This is a genomic window from Aquirufa nivalisilvae (assembly GCF_003143535.1).
GTDB classification, from domain to species: Bacteria; Bacteroidota; Bacteroidia; order Cytophagales; family Spirosomataceae; genus Aquirufa; species Aquirufa nivalisilvae.
The window spans coordinates 2,927,613-2,950,600 of the sequence record NZ_CP029346.1 but is presented as its reverse complement, the minus strand read 5'-3'; the positions used below and the strand labels follow the sequence as shown (position 1 = coordinate 2,950,600).

The following is a 22,988-nucleotide window of genomic DNA, read 5'->3' as shown; positions in this document are numbered from 1 at the left end:
TTGTATATGAAGACGAATTATAACAGAAGGGAATTTTTACAGAATACGAGTATGGCCACGTTGGCGGCTATGGGAATGAACTCGCCTATGGCAAGTTTGCTCGCAGGTTCCAATAATCCGATTGCCCAAAGGGCCGCCTCGGCTGATACAGTTATCTTGTTATGGATGGCAGGTGGTATGGCTCATACTGAGACTTTTGACCCGAAACGCTATACTCCTTATGAAAAAGGAATGGAAGGGAATCGAGTACTAAGTACCTTCAAGTCAGTGCCAACCAAATTAGATGGAATTCATTTTTCAGAAGGATTGGAGGGAATCGGAAGTGTGATGGACAAAGGGACTTTAATCCGTTCTTATGTAGCTGCCGACTTAGGGCATATTTTGCATACTCGCCATCAATATAATTGGCATACTTGTTATGAACCTCCTCAAACGGTAGCGGCTCCTCATATGGGTGCTTGGATTGCCAAGGAATTAGGACCTAAAAACCCAGTGATTCCTGCGTTCATCGATATTGGACAGCGTTTTACAGTAGGTGAGGGAGAAGAATTAAAGGCTTTCCACTCAGCAGGCTTTTTAGGAAATGAATTTGGTCCTTTTTTCATCCCAGATCCTAGTCAAGGATTGGATAGTGTGCGTCCCCCAGTTGGGATGAATATGAAACGATTTGAAGGTAGAAATAAGCTGTACAATGATTTAATTAGTAAGAGCCCGTTTGGTGATTTTGGTAGTGATTATCAAAAAGAATCCCTTCGCCGTTCTATGGAGCAAGCCTATATATTGTTGAATTCACCCGAATCCAAGGCCTTTAATTTAAGCTCTGAACCTAAAGAAAGCTATGATATTTACAATACAGGACGCTTTGGACTAGGTTGTTTATTGGCCCGTCGATTAACGGAACAAGGAGCTCGTTTTATTTCTGTAACGACCGAATACGAGCCATTCTTTGGTTTTGATACCCATGAAAATGGCCATACGCGTATGGTGGGCATGAAAAAACAAATCGATGGTCCCGTGTCGCAATTGATAAAAGATTTGGACAAAACAGGTCATTTAGACAGAACCTTAGTTATCGTGGCTTCCGAGTTTAGTCGGGATATGATGGTGGAAGGTCGCCCTGACCAAACAGTTAAAGAACAAGTCAATCAGCCGGAGATTCTGAATGACATGAAATTTTACGGGATGCACCGTCACTTTACAGATGGTTGTTCTATTCTGATGTTTGGAGGAGGCATTAAGCGTGGACACGTTTACGGCAAAACAGCTGATGAAAGACCGTGCAAAACCATTGAAAATCCTGTCAAAATTGCTGGTATTCATCAAACCATGTATCACGCATTAGGTATTAAAGCCGATACACAATATGAAATTGAGAAAAGACCTTTCTATACTACGCCAGATGGTAAAGGTCAGGTTGTCAAAGATTTATTGATTAAAGCATAATGAAAGGGATTCACGTTCTGTTAACGTATGGTTTGGTGCTTGGTTTGGCTATGGGCTTGGATTCATGTTCCTCAAATACCTCCCAAGTTCAGGAAGAACCTATACCTGAATTAGTTAGTTATAATTTTGATATACGCCCTATCTTATCAGATAAGTGCTCTGCCTGCCATGGACCTGATGCTAACAAGCGAGAGGCAGGCTTACGTTTAGATGATTCCGTCAGCGTATTTAAAGCATTAAAAGAACATCCTAACGCTTATGCCTTAGTGCCTGGAAAACCAGAATTATCCGAAGTATTCCTTCGTATTTCTACGGATGATACTACGAAAATGATGCCGCCCAAAGCCTCACATTTGAAGTTATCTGCTCGAGAAATCGACCTCATCGAAAAATGGATTAAGCAGGGAGCCAAATATGAAAAACATTGGGCTTTTGTGGCTCCTAAAAAGCCAACCCTTCCTGAGGTGGATCAGAAAGATTGGGTAAAAAATGAGATAGATTACTTTGTGCTTCATAAAATGGAGCAGAAAGATTTAAGTCCGAATGAGGAGGCTGATAAGGAAAGATTATTGAAACGTGTGGCTTTAGATTTAAATGGCTTACCTCCGAGTTTGAGCCAAATGGATCGTTTTTTGGCAGACAATTCCCCCAAAGCCTACGAAAAAATGGTGGATGAGCTGTTGAAGAATCCTAGCTATGGAGAGAAAATGGCAGTTTATTGGTTGGATTTGGCTCGTTATGCTGACTCCCATGGTTATCAAGATGATGGATATAGAACGCAATGGCCTTGGCGTGATTGGGTCATTCATGCGCTCAACAAAAACATGCCTTATAGTCAGTTTGTCACTTGGCAGCTGGCGGGAGATTTAGTACCAACTTCCAATCCTGCCCAAGCAAAAGAACAATTATTGGCAACAGGTTTTAACCGTAACCATAAAATTACGGAAGAAGGTGGCGTCATTCAGGAAGAATACCGGGTCAGTTATGTGGCGGACCGGAGTGATTTATTTGGCAAAGCATTTTTAGGAGTCACAATGGAATGTGCCCGTTGCCATGATCATAAATATGATCCCATTACTCAAAAGGATTACTACCAGACTTTTGCATTTTTCAATAATGTGAAAGAAGTAGGAATTGAGTCAGTGATTGGAGGTCCTGAAACCTATGCTAAAAAGCCTTTGATGGAAATCAGTAATGAAGATGTAAAGGGAATCTTGAAGTTTATCAATAAACAAGATACATCTCGACTTATTGTCTCTGTCATGAGTGATTTGGATACGGCACGTGTGAGCACCATCTTGAAAAGAGGAAATTATGATGCGCCTGGTGAAGTGGTTCAGCCAGCTATGCCTAGTGTTATTTTGCCTTTTGCTAAAAATCTTCCCAAGAATAGATTAGGCCTTAGTAAATGGCTTTTTGATCGCAAAAACCCACTGACTTCTCGCGTATTTGTGAATCAGATGTGGCAAGAGTTTTTTGGAAAAGGGATTGTGAAAACTACTGGGGATTTCGGTATGCAGGGGGAATTGCCTACTAATCCAGCATTATTGGATTGGCTAGCGGTAGATTTCATGGAGCACGGCTGGAATATAAAACGATTAGTGAAACAAATGGTGATGTCGGCCACTTATAGGCAGTCGGCTAAAATGAGTCCTGAGAAATTGGCTAAAGACCCTGAAAATACCTACTTGTCTCGTTCTTCACGTTCACGAATAAACGCTGAATTTGTTCGGGACGTGGTTTTATCTAGTAGTGGATTATTAGTACCAATGGTTGGTGGTCCGAGTGTGAAACCGTACCAACCTCCTGGATTATGGGAAGGAGCTACTTCAGGTCGTGGATTATTATCCATGTATGTGCAAGATCATGGAGCTAGTTTGTATCGCCGAGGAATGTATACTTTAATCAAAAGAACGGTACCTCCTCCGACCATGAGTATTTTTGATGCGAGCAATCGAGATGTATGTGAGGTGAGAAGATTGAAAACCAATACTCCATTGCAGGCTTTGGTGATGATGAATGACCCAACAGTTTTGGAGGCGTCTCGGGTTTTGGCTGCCAAATTATTGCAAGAAAATAATCAGGTTTCTGATAAAATCAACAAGGCTTTCCGGATGATTGTTTGTCGGAGGCCTACCGAGAAAGAGATGAATATTTTGACGGCATATTACAGTAAAGAATTGAAGAAAATCAATTTAAAACAAGCTAATAAATTGTTGGCTGTTGGGGAATATCCTATACCAAATCAAGTTGATAAGCAACTATTAGCGGCATTGATGCGTGTGGTCAATACCATTTATAATTTAGAGGAAACCATTACTAGAACCTAAGCTGATGTTAGAAAAAGAAATATTGGAACACGGGCTAAGTTTTAATCGTAGAAGATTCTTGTCGACGATGAGTTTAGGGCTAGGAAGTGTGGCCTTAGGATCATTATTGGTTCCAAGTTTATTGAATGGAGGAGACCAAGATGGCGCTGAATTTACCCCGGGGATTCCTCATTTTGCTCCTAAAGCAAAACGGGTTATTTATTTATTTCAGAACGGCGCGCCTTCCCAATTAGAGACATTTGATTACAAGCCTAAACTCTGTGATATGATGGGCTTAGATCTTCCAGCATCTGTCCGTGGTACGCAGCGTTTGACGGGCATGACGGCCAATCAGGCTACATTTCCTTTGGCACCGTCTTTTACTAATTTCAAGCAATATGGACAATCTGGGGCATGGATAAGTGATATTATGCCTTATACTTCTAAGATTGTGGATGATATTTGCATCATTCGATCCATGTATACCGAGGCGATTAATCATGATCCCGCTTTAACGTTTTTCCAGACAGGTTCGCAACAAGGGAATCGCCCTAGTATGGGTTCTTGGTTAAGTTATGGTTTGGGGAATGAGAATAAGAACTTACCTGATTTTACTGTTTTGCTTTCTCGTGGAATCGGAAATGGTCAAGGAGTATATTCCAAATTATGGTCAAATGGTTTTTTAGATTCCATTCATCAAGGGGTTCAATTTAGTAAAGGAGAGGATCCTGTTTTGTACTTGAGAGATCCTGAAGGAATGGATCGCAAGGAGAGAAGAGAGATGCTGGATCATTTGGCGGAGCTCAATGATTTGTCTTATCAGGAATTCGGAGATCCTGAGATTTCAGCTAAGGTGAAGCAGTATGAAATGGCCTATCGCATGCAAACTGCCGTGCCTGAGGTGATGGATTTATCGAAAGAGTCAGATGACATCATCAAATTATATGGTCCTGATTGTTTAGTGCCTGGGACCTTTGCTGCCAACTGTTTATTGGCTAGAAAGCTTTCTGAAAATGGTGTTCGATTTGTGCAATTGTATCACCAAGGTTGGGACCAACATGGGAATTTGCCATTTGAGATACAAAGTCAGGCAAAAGATACAGATCAAGCATCTGCTGCATTGATTTCCGACTTAAAACAACGCGGATTACTGGATGAAACCTTAGTGATTTGGGGAGGGGAGTTTGGTCGTACCTGTTATAGTCAAGGGAAATTGACCATCGATAATTATGGAAGAGATCATCACCCGCGCTGCTTCAGTATTTGGATGGCCGGAGGAGGCATTAAGCCGGGTATGGTGTATGGAGAAACGGATGAATTGGGCTATAATGTTCAGAAAAATCCAGTTCATGTGCATGATTTCCAAGCTACAGTCTTAAATCAATTGGGTTTAGATCACGAAAAATTAGTCTATAAACATATGGGTCGAAGGTTCCGTTTAACTGATGTATCAGGAAAGGTAGTTCGAGATATCATTAGTTAAGTGCTTTATATGAAGAATAGTAAGCTTACCGGTATATTAGAACAAGTATTATTAGCCTCTTTTTTCTTTGTAGGCTTTTTACTGGTTTTTGAAAGTGAGTTAAAAATACCTTTGTTTTTGCAGCCTTTCGGCCGACTCCATACGCTTCTTCTGCATTTCCCCATTGTTTTGTTATTGTTGGCGATGTTCATGGAATTTTTCCGTTTTCAAGCGAGCCTACAGGAGAATAAAACCTATCTTCAGATAACTCAATTGCTGATTTTGGTAGGAGCATTGAGCTCGGGTATTACCGTCATGATGGGTATTTTTTTAGCCAAAGAACCCGGCTACGGTGGTGGAGATTTGTATTGGCATCGTTGGTTGGGAGTTGGGACTTATTTATTTGCTTCACTAATTTATTGGATTCGTAGTAGGAGTTGGTATCAGGTTACTTGGGCCAAATGCATGTCGATATCCATGGCATTGATGTTAGTATTGGTAGGACATTTTGGAGGGAATCTGACACATGGCGGCAACTTTGTATTGGAGCCATTGATGAAAAATCAAGCAGTACCATTAGAGGAGGCAGTAGTATTTCAAGACTTAGTACAACCCATTTTAGAAAAGAAATGTGTGGCATGTCATAATCCAGATAAAATAAAGGGAGAGCTTTTATTGACAGATGCTAAGTCCATAGCTAAAGGTGGTAAAACGGGGCCATTATTTGTGGCAGGAAAACCCGAGTTAAGTTTGCTAATCCAGCGTGCACATTTATCTATTGATGACAAAAAACACATGCCGCCTATTGGGAAACCTCAGTTAAGTGATGATGAGTTGCAATTACTAAGCTGGTGGGTGAAAGAAAAAGCTTCGTTTACCAAGAAAGTTGTGGATTTAGCTTCCACGGATTCCTTACGAATATTATCTACTAAACTATTAGCGTCTTCTGGTCCCAAAGAGGAAGAATTTGATTTCCAAGAAGCAGATGAAAAGACGATTCAAAAACTATCAAATGAGTATAGAACGATTATGCTTTTTGCTAAAGACTCGCCTGCCTTATCGGTGAATTTCTTTAATAAAGCGCAATACAAAGCCCCTAAGCTGGAGGAATTGAAAGAGATTAAGGAACAAATAGTCACCTTAAGTTTGGCAAAAATGCCTGTTCAAAATGCTGATCTAGCTTTTGTGAAAATCTTTGAACACCTGCATACGTTGAATTTGAATTTTACAGACATCTCGGAGGTAGGTTTGAAAGAATTGGCAGGCATGAAAGAATTAATGGTTTTGTCGATTTCAGGAACGAAACTTAGAGCAGCTGGATTGGCTTCTGCCTTGAAAGCCATACCTAACCTAAAAAAGGTATATGTTTGGGATGCGGGATTGAGTCGAGAAGATATTCAAATCCTCCAAAAGCAATTAAAGGGAATTCAAGTAGTTGGAGGTTTTCAAGATGATGGAAGCAATCCATTGAAATTAAACCCACCTCAGGTAAAGAATCCATCGACCATTTTTGACGAGTATATTGAGGCTCAATTAGGGCACCCTATTAAAGGGGTTGAGATTCGTTATACTACAGATGGAAGTATTCCTGATAGTGCTAAATCTTCCATTTTTGCAGGAAATTTGCGGTTGAACCAAAATACTTCTATTCGGGCTAGAGCCTTTAAACCAGGATGGATAGGAAGTGAAGAGGCTATCTTCGATTTTTATCGAGGACATTTTAGACCTGATAGTGCAGTTCTATTGACGCCACTCAATCGGGTACATCAAGCTGCGGGAGCCAAGACTTTTTTTGATGGTAGGCTGGGGTCCTTCAATGCCAATAGTCCAGCATGGGCCAATAATTGGGCGGGAGTTAGGAATAATGATTTGGTCTTAGTGACCATGTTTAAGCAAGCCATTACGCTTTCATCTGTTGAGCTAAGAATCATGGTAGAAACTCAAACGGGGATTTTCCCTCCTGAATCCGTGGAAGTTTGGGGAGCCACCATTGAAAATCAATGGAAACTGATGGCCAAGTTTAAGCCAGCTATTCCCAAGGAAAATTTCCCACACACCCTTCCTTTGATTGGGACTAGGTTTAAGCCTTCAACCGTTAAATACATCAAAATAGTGGCTAAGCCGCTGGAGAAAATTCCAGGTTGGCATCCTTCTAAAGATAAGCGTGCCTTATTTTTGGTCGATGAGATGTTTTTTAATTAGCAGTTGCGATTTCATCCTGAGGAATTAGGGATTTTGTCGCTTTATATATGACACAGAGAAGAATATAGTTTTCTGCTAAAATTTCCTTTCTATATTTGTCGCCATGAAAAATGGCCTTTTATTGCTAGGGAGTATTTTACTATTTGGAAGTACTACTTTATTATCTCAGCAATCAGCACCTCCTCCAGCACCTACTCCTGTTGAAGTGATGTTTGGAAATAACCGAATGAATTTTCAATTGATTCTTAATAAATCCATTGATGCAAAAGGGAAATTCTCTTTTTTTAATGTGACCAATGGGGCGGTAGATTACCATAACAAAAACGAAGAAACAGAAATTGTCGTAGTGAATACGATTAACTACGACTTGGGTAATAATTTCAAAGCAAGTGCTGGTGCACAGTGGCATTTTAAACTCGGATTAGTACCCTTGGTAGGTGTCCAGTATTTCAAAGCAAACCCCACGTGGTTGCTTTTAGTATCTCCTAATATTTGTCTTTTACCTACCACCAATATGGAAGTAGTGAGTTTAGTGGAATTCAAGCCTTCCTTGAATCCTAAAACCCGACTATATACAAGAGGTCAATTGTTGTATAATCAAGTATTGGATGGAGGAATTCATGCCCGCAGTGGGTATACATTTCGGGCGGGTATTAGTCGCCAGAAATTTACCTATGGTATTGGTATGAACTTCGATTATTATGGCCCTTTCAAAGCTGAAAAGTTGAATACAGGGGTCTTTGTGAGAATAAGCTTATAGCTTGATTTTGAGGTGTGCAAGGGTATTTAACAAACTGTTTACTTGCGCATATTTGTATTACTAAGGACTTCCCTTAACTTGCTAATATAAACCTCATACAACCATGAAAAAGCTATGTTTATTATTGAGCATGTTGTGCTTTTCTTTTTTCACTTATGCCCAACATATAGGTACAACCGTTTCTTTACCCAATGGGTGGAAATTGAGTCCAGCAGGTAAATCGTTTCCATTAGGAGATTTGCCCCTCAATATGGTCATTAGTCATTCCAAAAAATGGGCTGCGGTGACAAATAATGGGCAAAGTAAACACAGTGTTTATCTCATTGATATTGCTAAGCAACAGGTGGTTGATTCCATGACGGTGGCCAAAGCTTGGTATGGTTTAGCATTTAATTCGGATGATTCACAATTATTTGTTTCGGGAGGTCATGATAATAAGATTCTTCATTTAGGAATAAATGCTGGCAAGTTGAGCTTAAAGGGGGAAATCAAATTGGGAGATGCTTGGCCCAACCGAATTGCTCCCTCGGGTTTAGCCTTTGATGATGTACGTCAAAGATTATATGTAGTGACTCGAGATAATCGCAGTCTGTATATAGTTGATCCTAAGAATAATCAAGTACTTCAACAATTTGGCCTAGATGGAGAAGCATACATGTGTTTGTTAAGTCCTTCTAATAATGAACTATATATTTCTTGCTGGGGATGTAATCAAGTTTTGGTATTTGATTTAAAGGCGAACTTATGGAAGAAGTCCATCGAAGTAGGAGATAACCCTAACGAAATGGTGCTCCATCCCAATGGAAAAACGTTGATGGTTTGTAATGCCAATGACAATAGTGTTTCAGTGATTGATTTGAAATCGCAGAAAGTGATTGAAACCTTGGATGTAGCTTTATATCCCAATTCTCCAGCAGGATCTACCACCAATGGACTGGCCATAGATCCTAAAAGTAACTATTTGTACATCGCCAATGCGGATAATAATTGCCTTGCTGTATTTGATGTTAATATCCCTGGAAAAAGTCTAGCTAAAGGTTTTATCCCTGTTGGTTGGTATCCCAGTAATGTCAAAGTGATTCAAAATCAAATTTGGGTCATCAATGGAAAAGGGAATACTTCTATGGCTAATCCTTATGGTCCAAGGCCAATTAGAAAAGGAGAAGAAGTGAATTTACATGCAGGAGATTCCAATGCTCCCAAGGAAGTACAATATATAGGCTCCATGTTTAAAGGAACAATGAGTGTTATTCCTAGGCCTAAGTCTCAAGATTTGCCTGTTTATACGAAGGCGGTATATCAAAACTCAGCCTATCAACCTGAGAAATCTGATGTGGCTGATAAGCAGGCTCCTGGTTTTCCAATTCCTATGAAGGCGGGGCAAATATCTCCCATTAAATACGTGTTTTATGTGATTAAGGAAAATAGAACCTATGATCAAGTTTTGGCAGATGTAAAAGGGGGCAATGGAGATACGACATTATTGCTTTTTGGAAAGAAATATACCCCCAATCAACACGCGATTGCCGAGTCATTTGTGCTATTAGATAATTTTTATGTGGATGCTGAAGTGAGTGCAGATGGCCACCATTGGACCATGGGAGCATATGCCACAGATTATATGGAGAAAAGTTGGCCTACTAGCTACGGTGGACGGGGAGGAGGAATTTATGGAGAGGCAGAGCGTAGTGTATCTCAAAATAAGAATGGATACATCTGGGATCAATGTAATCGATATGGGGTTTCATTTAGAACCTATGGGGAATTTGTGTCCAATGGAAAGGCTAATATTCCCATATTGAATAATCATTTTCATCCGACATTTCCAAGTTATAATTTGGCTATTCAGGATACAACACGCTTGGCAATTTGGAAGAAGGAATTCGAACAGATGGTTAAAGAGAATCGTGTCCCCCGATTTAATTCATTACGCATGGGAAATGACCATACAGAAGGGTTGCGCATTGGGAAGCCAACACCCTATGCACACGTGGCTGACAATGATTTAGCAGTTGGGCAATTGATCGAAACATTAGCAAAAAGCCCTATTTGGAATGAAACAGCGGTCTTTATTTTGGAAGATGATGCTCAAAACGGTGCCGATCACGTAGATGCACATCGGAGTACAGCTTATGTGGCAGGTGGATTTGTCAAAAGGAATTTTGTGGATCATACCATGTATACAACAAGTTCCATGTTACGTACCATGGAATTGATTTTAGGTTTACCTCCCATGACGCAGTATGATGCTGCGGCTATGCCTATGTGGAAAAGCTTTGATTCAGTGGCTAAGCCCTTTGACTTTAAAGCCATCGTTCCTCAAATTAACTTATTGGAGAAAAATGTGGTTCAGAATCAATGGCAAAGGCAATCAGAATTATTCAATTTTGAAAAGGAAGATGCTAATAACGATGTAGCGTTTAATCGAGTGTTATGGCATGGATTGAAAGGAAATGTCCCATTTCCTGGACCAAAGCGGGCTGCCTTTATCTTTCCTGTTAAGAAAAAAGACCAAGATGATGATTGATATATTCAAAGGTGGCTTCGAGTACCTCAGCTATCGTAGAATGTTTATCAATTCCTCAATAACGGTGACTTCGAGTAACCTCAGTCACCGTATAATAGCTGTGCCTTTCAACAATAGCATTGGCTTTAAATGAATAATCCAACTTTGAATGTCTATTAATTCCTCAATAACGGTGACTGAGGTACTCGAAGTCACCGTAGAATAGTTGTGCCTCTCGAAGCCACCGTATGTGCCTCACGAATAAACCAAGCGGTAGATAATAGAGCTAGGTTTTTAATGATGTATTGTCCTACCAAAGTAGGAGTAAATATGAATTGCCAAGTATCATTTGGGAGAAAGACAGTCGGAAGAAAAGTCGTGATAAGGTGCAATATCAAAGCGTAAAATGCCCAAGATGTAAATGCTGGAAATAGCCAAATTAGACCTAAAGCACATTCAATAAATCCGAAATAAAAAGAGAAAGTATCTAAGCCTAATGCCTGATGCAAGGTAGCCTCATACAAATGTTCTACTAATTTTTCTGCTGGAGAAATCCCTGCTACTTTTAGCGCACCGAACCAAAAGTAGATGATAAACAAGGAGATTCTACTGAACCAAATGATTGTTTTTCTTTCCATAAGCTAAATCCTTTGGTTCAAAACTAAGAGAAGCTGAAAGAATTAAAAATGACAAACATCAGCTCCCAGCCGGTGGCTTCGAGAACCTCTGCTACCTTGCTAGTTTATTAGATGGTTATTATACGGTGACTTCGAGAACCTCAGCCACCTTACTAGTTTATTAGATGGTTAATATACGGTGGCTTCGAGAACCTCAGCCACCGTATTAGTTTGCTAAATGGTTATTATTCGGTTGCTGAGTTTCTCAAACTCAACATGATTCTTCCATTATATAAATCAATAGAAGAAGGTGACTGAGGTTCTCGAAGTCACCGTTATTGTAAAGTTGATATTGATTCTATGGTGGCTGAGGCCCTCGAAGTCACCGTTATGCCATATCCAAAGCTCTCAATTGCAGCTTACGGTTTCCTCTAAACTCATTTACTTCTAGGTGATAGACCAATGAAATGGGCTTCTGATTCAGATATGCTTCCATTAAGCCTTCGTAGAAGTCGGCACGAAGGTTAAAGGCGATAACCTCCATGGCTGGGTTTTCAGGTTTGTCTTGGACAAATAATTTCAGATGCGCCTCTTTCAATATGGTGGGTGGAGCCGTTTGGAAAAGTTGATTACTTTGAAAAAGTGGAATCATATTTCCCGGTCCGAAAGGAGAAAGTCGAATTAATAATTTGTCGTGAAAAGCTAAGTTGAGGGCAGAAAGTGGAATTTCCATATCAATCAATAACTCCGCTTGTGGAGGATTTTCTGTTAGACCTATTTTGACTAACTCGTCGAACCGCTGAATAAAGGCTGGTAAATCTTCTGGTTTGAGATGTAAGCCTGCTGCATGGGTATGTCCTCCAAACTGAACCAATAAATCCGCACAAGATTCTAGTGCAGCGTGAATGTCAAAGCCTTTGACAGAACGAGCAGAACCAACTAAATGGCCATTCGATTCAGTGAGAATGATGGTTGGACGATAATAGTGTTCCTGTATTTTACTTGCCACAATGCCCACTACACCTTTGTGCCAAGAAGCGTGAAAAAGTACCGTAGAAAAGGCTGTTGGTAAAAATGCATCTTGTTGGAAGATTTCTAAGGCCTGTTGAACAATTTCCTTTTCTACTTCCTTCCGACTTTGGTTCTGTTTCAAAACGGCCTCGGCTAATTGACTAGCTTCGAGCGTGTCAGAAGCCAATAGTAATTTAACAGCACCATGCGCATGATCCATTCTACCAGCGGCATTGATGACAGGAGAGATGGAGAATACAATATCAGTAACCTGAATTGGAGCAGTCCTTCCTGCATTTTGAAGTAAGTATGCTAATCCAGGAGAAGGGTTTTTACTTAGCTTCTCTAAACCAAAATAGGTTAATATTCGATTTTCTCCAATGATAGGAACCATGTCGGCAGCTATACTACACGCCAGTAAATCGATTCGTTCCCAGAGCGGTTCAGGCTCTAAAAAATTAGCTTCTATAAATGCCTGTAAGAGTTTGAAACCTACGCCACAACCTGTCAATTCTTTAAATGGATAGGTACAATCTTTTCGTTTAGGATCTAAAACAGCCAAGGCATTTGGAAGTACCTCATCGGGTAAGTGGTGATCACATACTATGAAATCGATGCCGTGCTCATTACACCAAGCGACTCTCTCATGGGCTTTAATGCCGCAGTCTAAAGAAATAATTAAGCTATAGTCGTTGTCTTGGGCATATTGAACACCAGCTTGAGAAACCCCATAGCCTTCGGTATATCGGTCGGGAATGTAATAGTCGCAATCCGCCCCAAGAATCTCACTTAGATATCCATAAACCAGCGCTACAGAAGTAGTCCCGTCCACATCATAATCACCATAAATCAATATTTTCTCACCAGTCTCCAAGGCGAGGCCAAGCCGTTCCACGGCTTTGTCCATATCTTTCATCAAAAAAGGATCATGGATGGAAGCTATTTCAGGGAGCATGAAAGCTTTGGCTTGTTCAAAGTTTTGTATTCCTCTGGATAAAAGTAATTGTAAGAAATATGGATTTTTAACGGTACTTAATTCATGAGATAGCTGTTGTAATGCTTCTTTTTCGGGAGGAGGCAACAGCGTCCATTTCTTTTTAGGCAACATAGAGGGTCGGCTTGTAGAGGTACAAAATAGTATGACTGTTTTTTTTAATAAGGCTTAAAATGGAAGAATAGGAGGATGTTTCAATTAGGAATTTATTAAACAGGTTTTTAATCATTAAATCTCTATAATTATCCCCAGATTAAATAATTAAAATAATTGATTATCAATTGCTTGATTTTATAATGCAAAAACCTTCATTCTTAATTCTACATTCTTCATTCTACATTACTTAATGTGCCACCCCATCCCGCTTCACCACCTTCCAAGCAGTTAAACACATGATTTTCAGATCAAAAAGAAAAGATTGTTTTTGGAGGTATTCAGCATCGAATGCCACTTTTTGTTCATTAGGAATTTCATCCCGGCCATTGACTTGAGCCCAGCCGGTAAGTCCAGGTACTAAAGTATGTACCGAAGCTTGAGTTCTGGCAGTATTTAAATCTGCCTGACTAGGAAGCGAAGGACGTGGGCCCACAAACGACATGTCGCCATTCAGGATGCACCATAACTGGGGGATTTCATCTAAACTCGATTTTCTTAGGAAAGAACCAATGGGTGTTAGAAATTGATCAGGGTTGCTCAGTAAGTGCGTAGCCACTACAGGGGTATTGGTCAACATGGTTCTGAACTTGGGCATGGGGAAAGGGACATTATTTTTACCCATGCGGGTAGACCAATAGATAATAGGTCCAGGGGAGGTGAATTTCACCAAAATTGAGATAAAAATGGCAGGAATTATAAGAATTAGGCTTAAAACGAGGGCTAAAAGTAAATCAAATATTCGCTTCATGGTCTAATTTTTGATACAAATATAGGCAATTTGAAGCCTATGAGGGATTCTTCGGAAATAAAGTGCCACATAATAAATAATATTTCCCTCTTTAGATGAAAAAGTTTATTTTTGTTACTCAATTTTGTATCAGTCTGCTCACACAATATGTGAGTCAGGTGGGCGAAGCCATAGTAAGCCATCTCTTTTTCTTTGCAATTAGATTCCATTTTTTCTGGTAAAATACGTGTCAAGCTATTGACCAAACTCCTGCTTAATCCAGCAAGTAAGGTATACTTACGTGGTCTAGAAAGGGAGTTAGGGGTGAGTAGTAATACGGTCCGTTTGGAATTGAATAAGCTGAATGAGATGCACCTGATTAAAGTTCAGGTAGATCCAGACAATACCAAGGTGAAGCATTATGCCGTCAATACGGCACACCCGATGTTCAGCTCCCTACGAGGAATTATCATGCAATTTGTGGGTTTGGATCAAATCATTGAACAAGTAATTGACAAATTAGGAAACGTAGAAAAGGTATATCTGACGGGAGATTTAGCAGAAGGGAAAGATTCTCCTTTTGTAGATTTAGTGTTGATTGGTGACGTGGATAAAGACTATTTATATCAATTAATTCAGAAGGCTGAGGGACTTATTCCCCAGAAAAAAATACGAGTAGCGGTTTATGCCAGCCAAGAACAACATGCTTTCTTGGACAATTTTAATGGACCGTATTTTCATTTATTAAATTAGATTCAAATGCATTTAACAGATAAGAAAATAGCAGTTATTGGTTTGGGTTATGTGGGATTGCCATTGGCTGTAGAATTTGGTCAAAAATTCAAAACAATAGGTTTTGATATTAATAAAATCAGAATTTCTCAACTAAAACAAGGGAAAGATGTTACTCTAGAAATTTCTGACGACTACTTGTTAAGTTCAATAACCAATGGTTTATTTTCAGTATCCACTGATTTGAAAGATATTCAAGATTGTGATGTTTACATCGTTACAGTTCCAACACCCACTGATCGATATAATAGACCCGTTTTAACTCCATTAATTAAAGCTAGTGAATCAGTTGGTAGCGTTCTAAGCAAGGGTAATATTGTAATTTATGAAAGCACAGTTTATCCTGGAGTTACTGAAGATGAATGTGTGCCAGTTTTAGAGAGAATTAGTGGGTTAAAATATAACCACGATTTTTTTGCAGGATATAGTCCAGAGAGAATTAATCCTGGAGATAAAGAACATACTGTAACTAAAATATTGAAAGTTACGTCAGGTTCAACACCTGAAATAGCTGAAGTTATCGACCAAATATATAAGTCAATTATTGTAGCAGGAACGTATAAAGCCAGTAACATTAGAGTAGCTGAAGCTGCTAAGGTTATCGAAAATTCTCAACGAGATATAAACATCGCATTTGTCAATGAATTATCTAAAATTTTTAATCTTTTAGGCATTGATACGAATGAAGTGTTGGATGCAGCTGCTACAAAATGGAATTTTCTGAAATTTAAGCCAGGGTTAGTTGGAGGTCATTGCATAGGAGTAGATCCATATTACTTAGCTCAAAAAGCTCAGGAAGTTGGTTATCATCCAGAAATAATTTTAGCAGGAAGAAGATTAAATGATGGGATGGGAGCATATGTAGCCAATGAGACGATTAAGTTGATGCTTAAAAAAGACATTAAAATTAAAAATGCCCGTGTTTTAGTTTTAGGTTTTACTTTCAAAGAAGATTGTCCAGACGTTCGAAATACAAAAGTTATCGATATAATACATGAATTAAATACGTATGATTTGAACTTGACTTTGGTAGATCCATGGGCTGATGAATTGGAAATTAAAAGAGAATATGGTATTGATTCAACTAAAGAAATACCTGCTAATCAGAAATTTGATGCCATTGTATTAGCTGTTGGACACAAACAATTTCTTAAACTTGATTATTTAACTTTTTTAGAAGATATACATGTGATTTTTGATGTAAAAGGTCTTTTATCCAAGGATATTGTAGATATGAGATTGTAAAGAATTAATATTTGTTAGAATGGAAAAAAATAAAATACTAGTTACAGGGTCTGCTGGTTTTATCGGATTTAACTTAGTTAGAAAGCTTTTAAAGTTAAATTATACTGTAGTCGGCATTGATAACATCAATGATTACTATGATGTAAATGTAAAATATGGTCGATTATCAGAATGTGGCATTGATAAAAATCAAATAGGAGAAGGCGTAAAAGTAATTAGTGAAACTGATGGCAATTATTCGTTCTATAAAGGAAATTTAGAAAATAAGGAGTTTATCGAATATGTTTTTGAAAAAGAAACTTTCGATTATGTTGTAAATTTAGCCGCTCAAGCTGGAGTTCGATATAGTTTGACTAATCCTGACATCTACATTCAATCTAACATTGTTGGATTTTTAAATATATTAGAGGCCTCAAGAAATCATAAAATAAAGCACTTGTTATATGCAAGTTCATCAAGTGTTTATGGACTCAATCAAAAATTGCCATTTTCTACTCTAGACAATGTTGATCACCCAATTTCACTCTATGCTGCTAGCAAAAAGAGTAATGAATTGATGGCCCATACCTATAGCCATTTATTTGATATACCTTCTACTGGTTTGCGTTTTTTTACTGTTTACGGTCCATGGGGAAGACCTGATATGGCATTGTTTTTATTTACAAAAGCCATCTTAAATGGAACTCCGATTAATGTGTTCAATGAAGGGAAAATGATAAGAGATTTCACTTATGTGGATGATATAATTGAATCAATTTCTAGATTGATTCTTAAAATACCTTCTAGAAATGAAAATTGGGATGCACTTAATCCACATGGTAATACTTCTAGTGCACCCTACAGAATCTACAATATAGGCAATAATAATCCCGTAAACTTAATGGATTTCATTCATGCATTAGAAGCCAAGTTGAATAAAAAAGCCATTATTAACTACTTGCCGTTACAGGAGGGGGATGTAAAAGCTACATTTGCTGATGTAGAGGATTTGCAACAAGTTATCAATTTTAAGCCCGAAACATCAGTAAAAACGGGTATAAGTAATTTTGTAGATTGGTATCTTAATTTTTTTAATTAATACAACGAAAAGTCAATAATATGTTATCTGGAAAGTCAATTTTAATTACAGGAGGCACAGGTTCGCTTGGTAAAGAATTAACTAAAATCATTTTAGAAAGATGGCCTGATATAAGGCGCTTAGTAATTTATTCAAGAGATGAACAGAAACAATTTCAAATGGCTCAAGAATATCCCGATTCTGCTTATCCTGCTATAAGGTATTTTATTGGAGATGTTAGAGACCTAGAAAGATTAAAAAGAGCTTTAACAGGAATAGATTACGTGATACATACAGCGGCGATGAAACATGTTCATATTGCAGAATACAATCCTGATGAATGCGTAAAGACTAATATCGGGGGTGCTGAAAATTTGATAAAAGCGACTTTGGAATCTGGTGTTACCAGAGTAGTAGCATTATCTACAGATAAGGCATGTGCTCCGATTAATCTTTATGGTGCTACAAAATTAACTTCAGATAAATTATTTATAGCAGCAAACAATATTAAAGGATCAAAAGATATTAGATATTCTGTCGTTAGATATGGTAATGTAATGGGTTCAAATGGGTCAGTAATACCGTTCTTTTTACAAAAAAGAAAAGATGGTGTAATCCCTATTACAGACCCAACTATGACTCGATTTAATATATCCTTAAAAGACGGAGTTGAAATGGTTCTGCATGCTCTTGAAAATGCATGGGGAGGAGAGTTGTTTGTCCCTAAAATACCTTCTTACAGAATTTTGGATGTTGCCAATGCAATAGCTCCATCCTGTGAGCATAAAATTTTGGGAATAAGACCAGGTGAAAAAATTCACGAAGAAATGATTACCATTTCTGATTCATTTACCACATATGATTTAGGTAAATACTTTGTTATTCTTCCACAAGTACCCAATTGGGATCTCATTGAATATATTAAGCAATTCAATGCCATGGAAGTTCCCAATGGATTTAATTATTCGTCGGGAAATAACGACTCCTGGGAAACAATAGAAAGTCTTAGAGAATTAATTATAAAGCATTTAGACGCTGAATTTAAGCCTTTGTAAATGAGAAAGATTATTCCATACGGAAAACAACATATTACCGAAACAGATATCGATGCTGTTATTGAGGTTTTAAAGGGAGATTTTCTTACTCAAGGCCCTAAAATTGAAGAATTTGAAAAAGCATTCAATAACTATATTGGTTCTAGTTATTCAATAGCTGTTACTAATGGAACAGCGGCATTGCATCTCTGTGCTATGGCATTATATGTTCAGCCAGGAGACAAGGTAATAGTTCCACCATTATCCTTTTCGGCTACGGCAAATTGCATTCGTTATTGTGGAGGAGATGTTGTTTTTTCTGATATTGATCCAGAAACGTTATTGCTTGATATCAAATTAGTAAGGAACTTATTAAGTTCATCTCCAGAAGGTACGTTTAAAGGAATTATTCCCGTTGACTTCGGAGGGCGCCCAATTCAGATGGATGAATTTAGAGAACTCGCAGATGAATTTGGACTTTGGATCATTGAAGATGCATGTCATGCACCAGGGGCATTTTATAGAGATAGAACAGGTAAACGGCAGAATTCGGGAAATGGTGCTTTCGCAGATTTAGCAATATTTTCATTTCATCCTGTTAAACATATAGCTTGTGGCGAAGGGGGAATGATTACGACAAATAATAGAGAGCTATATGAACGAATTTTAAAATTAAGAACTCATGGGATAACGAGAGACCCATCATTATTTAAAAATTCAATTTTAGAGGCTGGGGGAGATGCAAGTGACTCAAATTATCCAGGTTGGTATATGGAAATGCAGGAACTTGGTTATAATTATAGACTAACAGATTTTCAGGCAGCCTTAGGTAAAAGTCAATTAGAAAGAGCCAATGAAGGTATTTTAAGAAGGTTGGAAATTGCTTCCAAATACAATGAAGCTTTTATAAATAATAAAAATATTGAAATTATTTTCAATAAAGCCCAATCCGAATTTAGAAATGCACATCATTTATATATTATTCAATTAAAGAATAGGTTAGGCCTTTATAATTTTTTACGAGAGAATGATATTTTTGCCCAAATTCATTATTTTCCTATACATCTAATGCCTTATTATAAAAACTTAGGGTATAAACTTGGAGACATGCCATTTGCTGAAGAATATTATTCAAAGTGCATTAGTTTGCCCATTTATCCTTCGTTAACGGAAGAAGAGCAACTATATGTAATTGATAAAATTAATTCATTTGTCAATGACTAGAGCAATTGAGCTACATACAGAGAGATTAATTCTGAAACCTCTTTCGATGCTTCATTTATCTGAAAAATACGTCAGTTGGTTAAATGATCCGGAGGTAAATATGTATTTAGATAATGGAGGTGATTATACAATGGAAAAGCTCAACCAATATCTAGAAGAAGTTGAAAATAAAAATATTTATTTCTGGGGAATCCATTTAAAAGAAAATTTGAAGCATATTGGAAACATAAAGATTGACCCTATTTATGAAGAAAAAGGATATGGTGAATATGGAATTCTTATGGGCGATAAAAGTGAGTGGAATAAAGGCTATGCAAAGGAAGCATCCTTATGTATTATTAATTTCTGTTTTAACGCAATTGATCTTAAAAAGATTACACTTGGAGTAATAGAAAACAATTTTAATGCTGTTCAATTGTACATAAATTTAGGATTTGTACAAGAACAATTTCTTGAAAATCATGGAATTTATAATAACATGAATTGTAATTGTTTTCGAATGGGATTATCGAATCCCAAGGTTGAATTTAATAAAATATGAAATTTGTAATTGGGAGCGTCCAGTTTGGAATTAATTATGGAATTAATAATTTTTGTGGAATACCTTCTGATGCAGAGTTAAGAGGAATTCTACACAAGGCAATTTCAAACAAAATAAACATCATAGATACTGCGGCAGCATACGGAGATGCGGAGTTTCGACTAGGTCAATTATCACAAGGCGAATTCCAGTTTATTTCAAAATTTCCAAATGTTACTAGAAAGGAAAATATTTATGAACACTTTCTAAATTCTTCAAAAAACCTTGGAACATCACTACTTTATGGATATATGGCTCACAATGCCAATGTGTTAATTGAAAATCCCGAGTATTGGCATGAATTGGTAAGGTTAAAATTAGAAAAGAAAGTTTTAAAAATAGGTTATTCTTTATACAATCCAGAACAACTTGATACCCTGCTGTCACTTGGATATGTTCCAGATATTGTACAATTTCCTTATAGTTTATTAGATCGAAAATTTGAAACATCATTTGACAAGCTAAAAGACTTAAATACAGAAATTCACGTAAGATCAGTTTTTTTGCAAGGTTTATATTTTAAAAATCCATCTAGTCTACAAGGGAACTTAGCAACATTAAATGCCCCTCTAACACAATTGAATGAAATAAGTAAATTGTATTCAATTCCAATGGCCTCTTTAGCATTAAGTTTTGTACATTATCAAGATAATATTGACAAAGTTGTAATTGGTGTGGATTCTGTAAAACAATTAGAAGAAAATATTGCATTTATTTCCACAAATAAAAATATTCACAAGGCTATTCATGCCATCAGAAATATCAAAATTATAAATCCAGAATTATTAAATCCATCAAATTGGTGAGAGTTTTAGGAATTACACAAGCCCGTATAGGTTCAACAAGATTGCCCAAGAAAATCTTGCTTAAAATTGAAAATAAAACTTTACTGGAGTATCATCTAGAAAGAGCATTACAGTCAAACAAAGTTACTGATTGGATTGTTGCTACTACAAATGAAATCGATTCAAATGATATCGTTGAAATTGCCAAAAACTTTGGGATTAAGTATTTTAAAGGTGATACTTCAAATGTGTTAAAAAGGTTTTATGAAGCAACGAAGTTAGTGGAAAGGCCAGATTATGTAGTGAGAATTACATCTGATTGTCCATTGATTGACCCAAAATTAATTGATCATGTGATAGATTTTGCTATTCAAAATAAGTTACATTATTGCCGAACGTCGGAGCAATTCCCAGATGGTGTAGATGTAGAAGTTTTCACATATAGCATTTTAGTAGATGCCTATACTAATGCAATACTTTTATCTGATAAGGAACATGTCACTCCCTTCATGAGAAGAAAATTTGAAAACGAAGCCAGTTTATTCAAATTTAATGAAGATTATCATCATATTCGACTTACTGTTGATGAAATGGCCGATTTTGATGCCATTAAACTTTTAATTACAAAACTGGGAAGTAAGTTAATTTGGAGAGAGTATACAAAATATATTGAAGAGAATGAGTCTTTGTTCTTTAATCAAAAAATTGTTCGAAACGAAGGATATATTAAATCCTTAGAAAAAGATGATAAATAATGGGGAAAGGTCAAGAATTATATAAAAAAGCTAAAACACTCATTCCTGGAGGAACCATGTTGTTGTCGAAAAGACCAGAAATGTTCTTACCTGACAATTGGCCTTCATATTATAGCAAGGCAAAAGGGTGTAAAGTATGGGATCTTGAAGGTAAAGAGTACTTAGATATGTGCATTATGGGTATTGGTACTAATACCTTAGGATATGGCAATGATGAAGTAGATGCAGCTGTTATTCAAACCGTCCAAAATGGTAACATGAGTACGCTCAATTGCCCTGAAGAAGTTTGGTTAGCTGAAGAGTTAATTCAAATGAACCCTTGGGCACAAATGGTTCGATTTGCTAGAAGTGGAGGCGAGGCAAATGCCATAGCTATTCGAATTGCTAGGGCGGCTTCAGGAAAGGATAAGGTCGCAATTTGTGGTTACCATGGTTGGCATGATTGGTATTTATCTACTAACCATAACCAAGGCGATGGATTATCAGGGCACCTTTTGCCAGGTTTAGATCCTTCAGGTGTCCCCAAAAATCTGAAAGACACTGTTTTCCCTTTTCATTACAATAACATAGAAGAGTTGGAAAACTTGATTAAGAATCAAGATATCGGAGTGATTAAAATGGAAGTTGTCAGAAATTTCGGCCCTGAGGATAATTTTCTTCAAAAAGTTCGAGATTTGGCCACAAAACATCATATAGTTTTAATTTTTGATGAATGTACCTCCGGATTTAGAGAGACCTATGGAGGGATATATAAAAAATATGGCGTCGAACCAGATGTAGCTATGTTTGGCAAAACAATTGGCAATGGCTATGCCTTAACAGCTGTAGTAGGCAAGAGAGAGGTCATGGAAGCAGCTCAAAAAACGTTTATAAGTAGTACATTTTGGACAGAGAGAATTGGCCCAACGGCTGCCTTGAAAACCTTGGAAGTAATGAGGCGAATAAAGTCTTGGGAAATCATTACCGAAAATGGGTTGAAGATGCAGAGAGGATGGAAAAAGTTAGCAGATAGTCATCAACTGAATATTTCAATCTCAGGTATTCCTTCACTATCTACGTACTCATTTGCAGGAGAAAATGCATTAAAATATAAAACCTATCTCACGCAGGAAATGCTAAAAATGGGTTTTCTAGCAAGTACCAATTTTTATGCCTCCGTAGCACATGAAGAAGCATATTTTACTTCTTACTTTAATGCTCTGGATCAAGTATACCGTGTAATTTCTGAATGTGAAAAGGATCAAAAAAACATCGATGAATTATTAGATGGGCCTGTTTGTCATGCAGGATTTAAACGACTAAATTAAATTTCATATTTAAAAAATATTC

General features: G+C 37.5%; 18 protein-coding genes. 15 read left to right on the top strand and 3 right to left on the bottom strand.

Annotated features, from left to right (window positions below; all coding sequences use genetic code 11):
• Window positions 1-6: 6 nt before the first annotated feature.
• The 6 genes from HME7025_RS12615 to HME7025_RS12590 all read left to right on the top strand — a co-directional run bounded on the left by HME7025_RS12615 (window position 7) and on the right by HME7025_RS12590 (window position 10,703).
• Window positions 7-1,443: a DUF1501 domain-containing protein gene (locus tag HME7025_RS12615; RefSeq protein ID WP_109324586.1), complete on the top strand. Its 1,437-nt coding sequence runs from the start codon at window positions 7-9 to the stop codon at window positions 1,441-1,443.
• Window positions 1,443-3,773: a PSD1 and planctomycete cytochrome C domain-containing protein gene (locus HME7025_RS12610; RefSeq protein ID WP_109324583.1), complete on the top strand. Its 2,331-nt coding sequence runs from the start codon at window positions 1,443-1,445 to the stop codon at window positions 3,771-3,773. Before HME7025_RS12615 ends, HME7025_RS12610 begins: the two co-directional genes overlap by 1 nt.
• 4 nt (window positions 3,774-3,777) lie before the next feature.
• Window positions 3,778-5,235: a DUF1501 domain-containing protein gene (locus tag HME7025_RS12605; RefSeq protein ID WP_109324582.1), complete on the top strand. Its 1,458-nt coding sequence runs from the start codon at window positions 3,778-3,780 to the stop codon at window positions 5,233-5,235.
• 9 nt (window positions 5,236-5,244) lie between these two features.
• Entirely contained in the window at window positions 5,245-7,416 is a 2,172-nt protein-coding gene (locus HME7025_RS12600) for a c-type cytochrome domain-containing protein (protein ID WP_109324581.1), read from the top strand.
• Between the two features lie 103 nt (window positions 7,417-7,519).
• Window positions 7,520-8,176 carry a hypothetical protein gene (locus HME7025_RS12595; RefSeq protein ID WP_109324580.1) on the top strand — a complete coding sequence of 219 codons (657 nt, stop codon included), beginning with the start codon at window positions 7,520-7,522 and terminating at the stop codon, window positions 8,174-8,176.
• 103 nt (window positions 8,177-8,279) lie between these two features.
• Complete coding sequence (locus HME7025_RS12590) at window positions 8,280-10,703, top strand: bifunctional YncE family protein/alkaline phosphatase family protein (RefSeq protein ID WP_109324575.1); 2,424 nt, start codon at window positions 8,280-8,282, stop codon at window positions 10,701-10,703.
• A gap of 191 nt (window positions 10,704-10,894) precedes the next feature.
• Here the strand turns inward: HME7025_RS12590 and HME7025_RS12585 are convergent, their stop codons facing one another.
• The 3 genes from HME7025_RS12585 to HME7025_RS12575 all read right to left on the bottom strand — a co-directional run bounded on the left by HME7025_RS12585 (window position 10,895) and on the right by HME7025_RS12575 (window position 14,208).
• The gene (locus tag HME7025_RS12585; protein ID WP_109324571.1) at window positions 10,895-11,320 is read right to left on the bottom strand and encodes a hypothetical protein; all 426 of its coding nucleotides are present in this window, start codon (window positions 11,318-11,320) and stop codon (window positions 10,895-10,897) included.
• Window positions 11,321-11,687: 367 nt separating this feature from the next.
• Window positions 11,688-13,418, bottom strand: coding sequence for a single-stranded-DNA-specific exonuclease RecJ (gene recJ / locus HME7025_RS12580; protein ID WP_226998233.1), 1,731 nt, complete (start codon window positions 13,416-13,418; stop codon window positions 11,688-11,690).
• A 229-nt stretch (window positions 13,419-13,647) separates the two neighbouring features.
• On the bottom strand, window positions 13,648-14,208 hold the full coding sequence (locus tag HME7025_RS12575; RefSeq protein ID WP_109324569.1) for a sugar transferase: 561 nt from the start codon (window positions 14,206-14,208) through the stop codon (window positions 13,648-13,650).
• A gap of 192 nt (window positions 14,209-14,400) precedes the next feature.
• Here HME7025_RS12575 and HME7025_RS12565 point away from each other — a divergent pair, with 192 nt between their 5' ends.
• The 9 genes from HME7025_RS12565 to HME7025_RS13525 are packed head-to-tail and all read left to right on the top strand — an operon-like array spanning window position 14,401 to window position 22,966.
• Window positions 14,401-14,940, top strand: a complete 540-nt coding sequence (locus HME7025_RS12565) for a transcriptional regulator (RefSeq protein WP_109324566.1) — start codon at window positions 14,401-14,403, stop codon at window positions 14,938-14,940.
• 6 nt (window positions 14,941-14,946) lie between these two features.
• The gene (locus HME7025_RS12560; protein ID WP_109324565.1) at window positions 14,947-16,224 is read left to right on the top strand and encodes a nucleotide sugar dehydrogenase; all 1,278 of its coding nucleotides are present in this window, start codon (window positions 14,947-14,949) and stop codon (window positions 16,222-16,224) included.
• Between the two features lie 19 nt (window positions 16,225-16,243).
• Window positions 16,244-17,302, top strand: coding sequence for an NAD-dependent epimerase (locus tag HME7025_RS12555; protein WP_109324564.1), 1,059 nt, complete (start codon window positions 16,244-16,246; stop codon window positions 17,300-17,302).
• A gap of 20 nt (window positions 17,303-17,322) precedes the next feature.
• Window positions 17,323-18,336: a UDP-N-acetylglucosamine 4,6-dehydratase (inverting) gene (gene pseB, locus HME7025_RS12550; RefSeq protein WP_109324558.1), complete on the top strand. Its 1,014-nt coding sequence runs from the start codon at window positions 17,323-17,325 to the stop codon at window positions 18,334-18,336.
• The gene (pseC, locus tag HME7025_RS12545; protein ID WP_109324555.1) at window positions 18,337-19,539 is read left to right on the top strand and encodes a UDP-4-amino-4,6-dideoxy-N-acetyl-beta-L-altrosamine transaminase; all 1,203 of its coding nucleotides are present in this window, start codon (window positions 18,337-18,339) and stop codon (window positions 19,537-19,539) included.
• Window positions 19,532-20,080 (top strand): GNAT family N-acetyltransferase, encoded by a 549-nt coding sequence (locus tag HME7025_RS12540; RefSeq protein ID WP_109324554.1) that lies wholly within the window; start codon window positions 19,532-19,534, stop codon window positions 20,078-20,080. Before pseC ends, HME7025_RS12540 begins: the two co-directional genes overlap by 8 nt.
• On the top strand, window positions 20,077-20,925 hold the full coding sequence (locus HME7025_RS12535; protein ID WP_109324553.1) for an aldo/keto reductase: 849 nt from the start codon (window positions 20,077-20,079) through the stop codon (window positions 20,923-20,925). Before HME7025_RS12540 ends, HME7025_RS12535 begins: the two co-directional genes overlap by 4 nt.
• Complete coding sequence (locus tag HME7025_RS13530; RefSeq protein ID WP_226998308.1) at window positions 20,922-21,659, top strand: cytidylyltransferase domain-containing protein; 738 nt, start codon at window positions 20,922-20,924, stop codon at window positions 21,657-21,659. The genes HME7025_RS12535 and HME7025_RS13530 overlap by 4 nt, the downstream gene beginning before the upstream one ends.
• Window positions 21,659-22,966 (top strand): aminotransferase class III-fold pyridoxal phosphate-dependent enzyme, encoded by a 1,308-nt coding sequence (locus HME7025_RS13525; protein ID WP_226998232.1) that lies wholly within the window; start codon window positions 21,659-21,661, stop codon window positions 22,964-22,966. Before HME7025_RS13530 ends, HME7025_RS13525 begins: the two co-directional genes overlap by 1 nt.
• The last annotated feature ends 22 nt before the right edge of the window (window positions 22,967-22,988 follow it).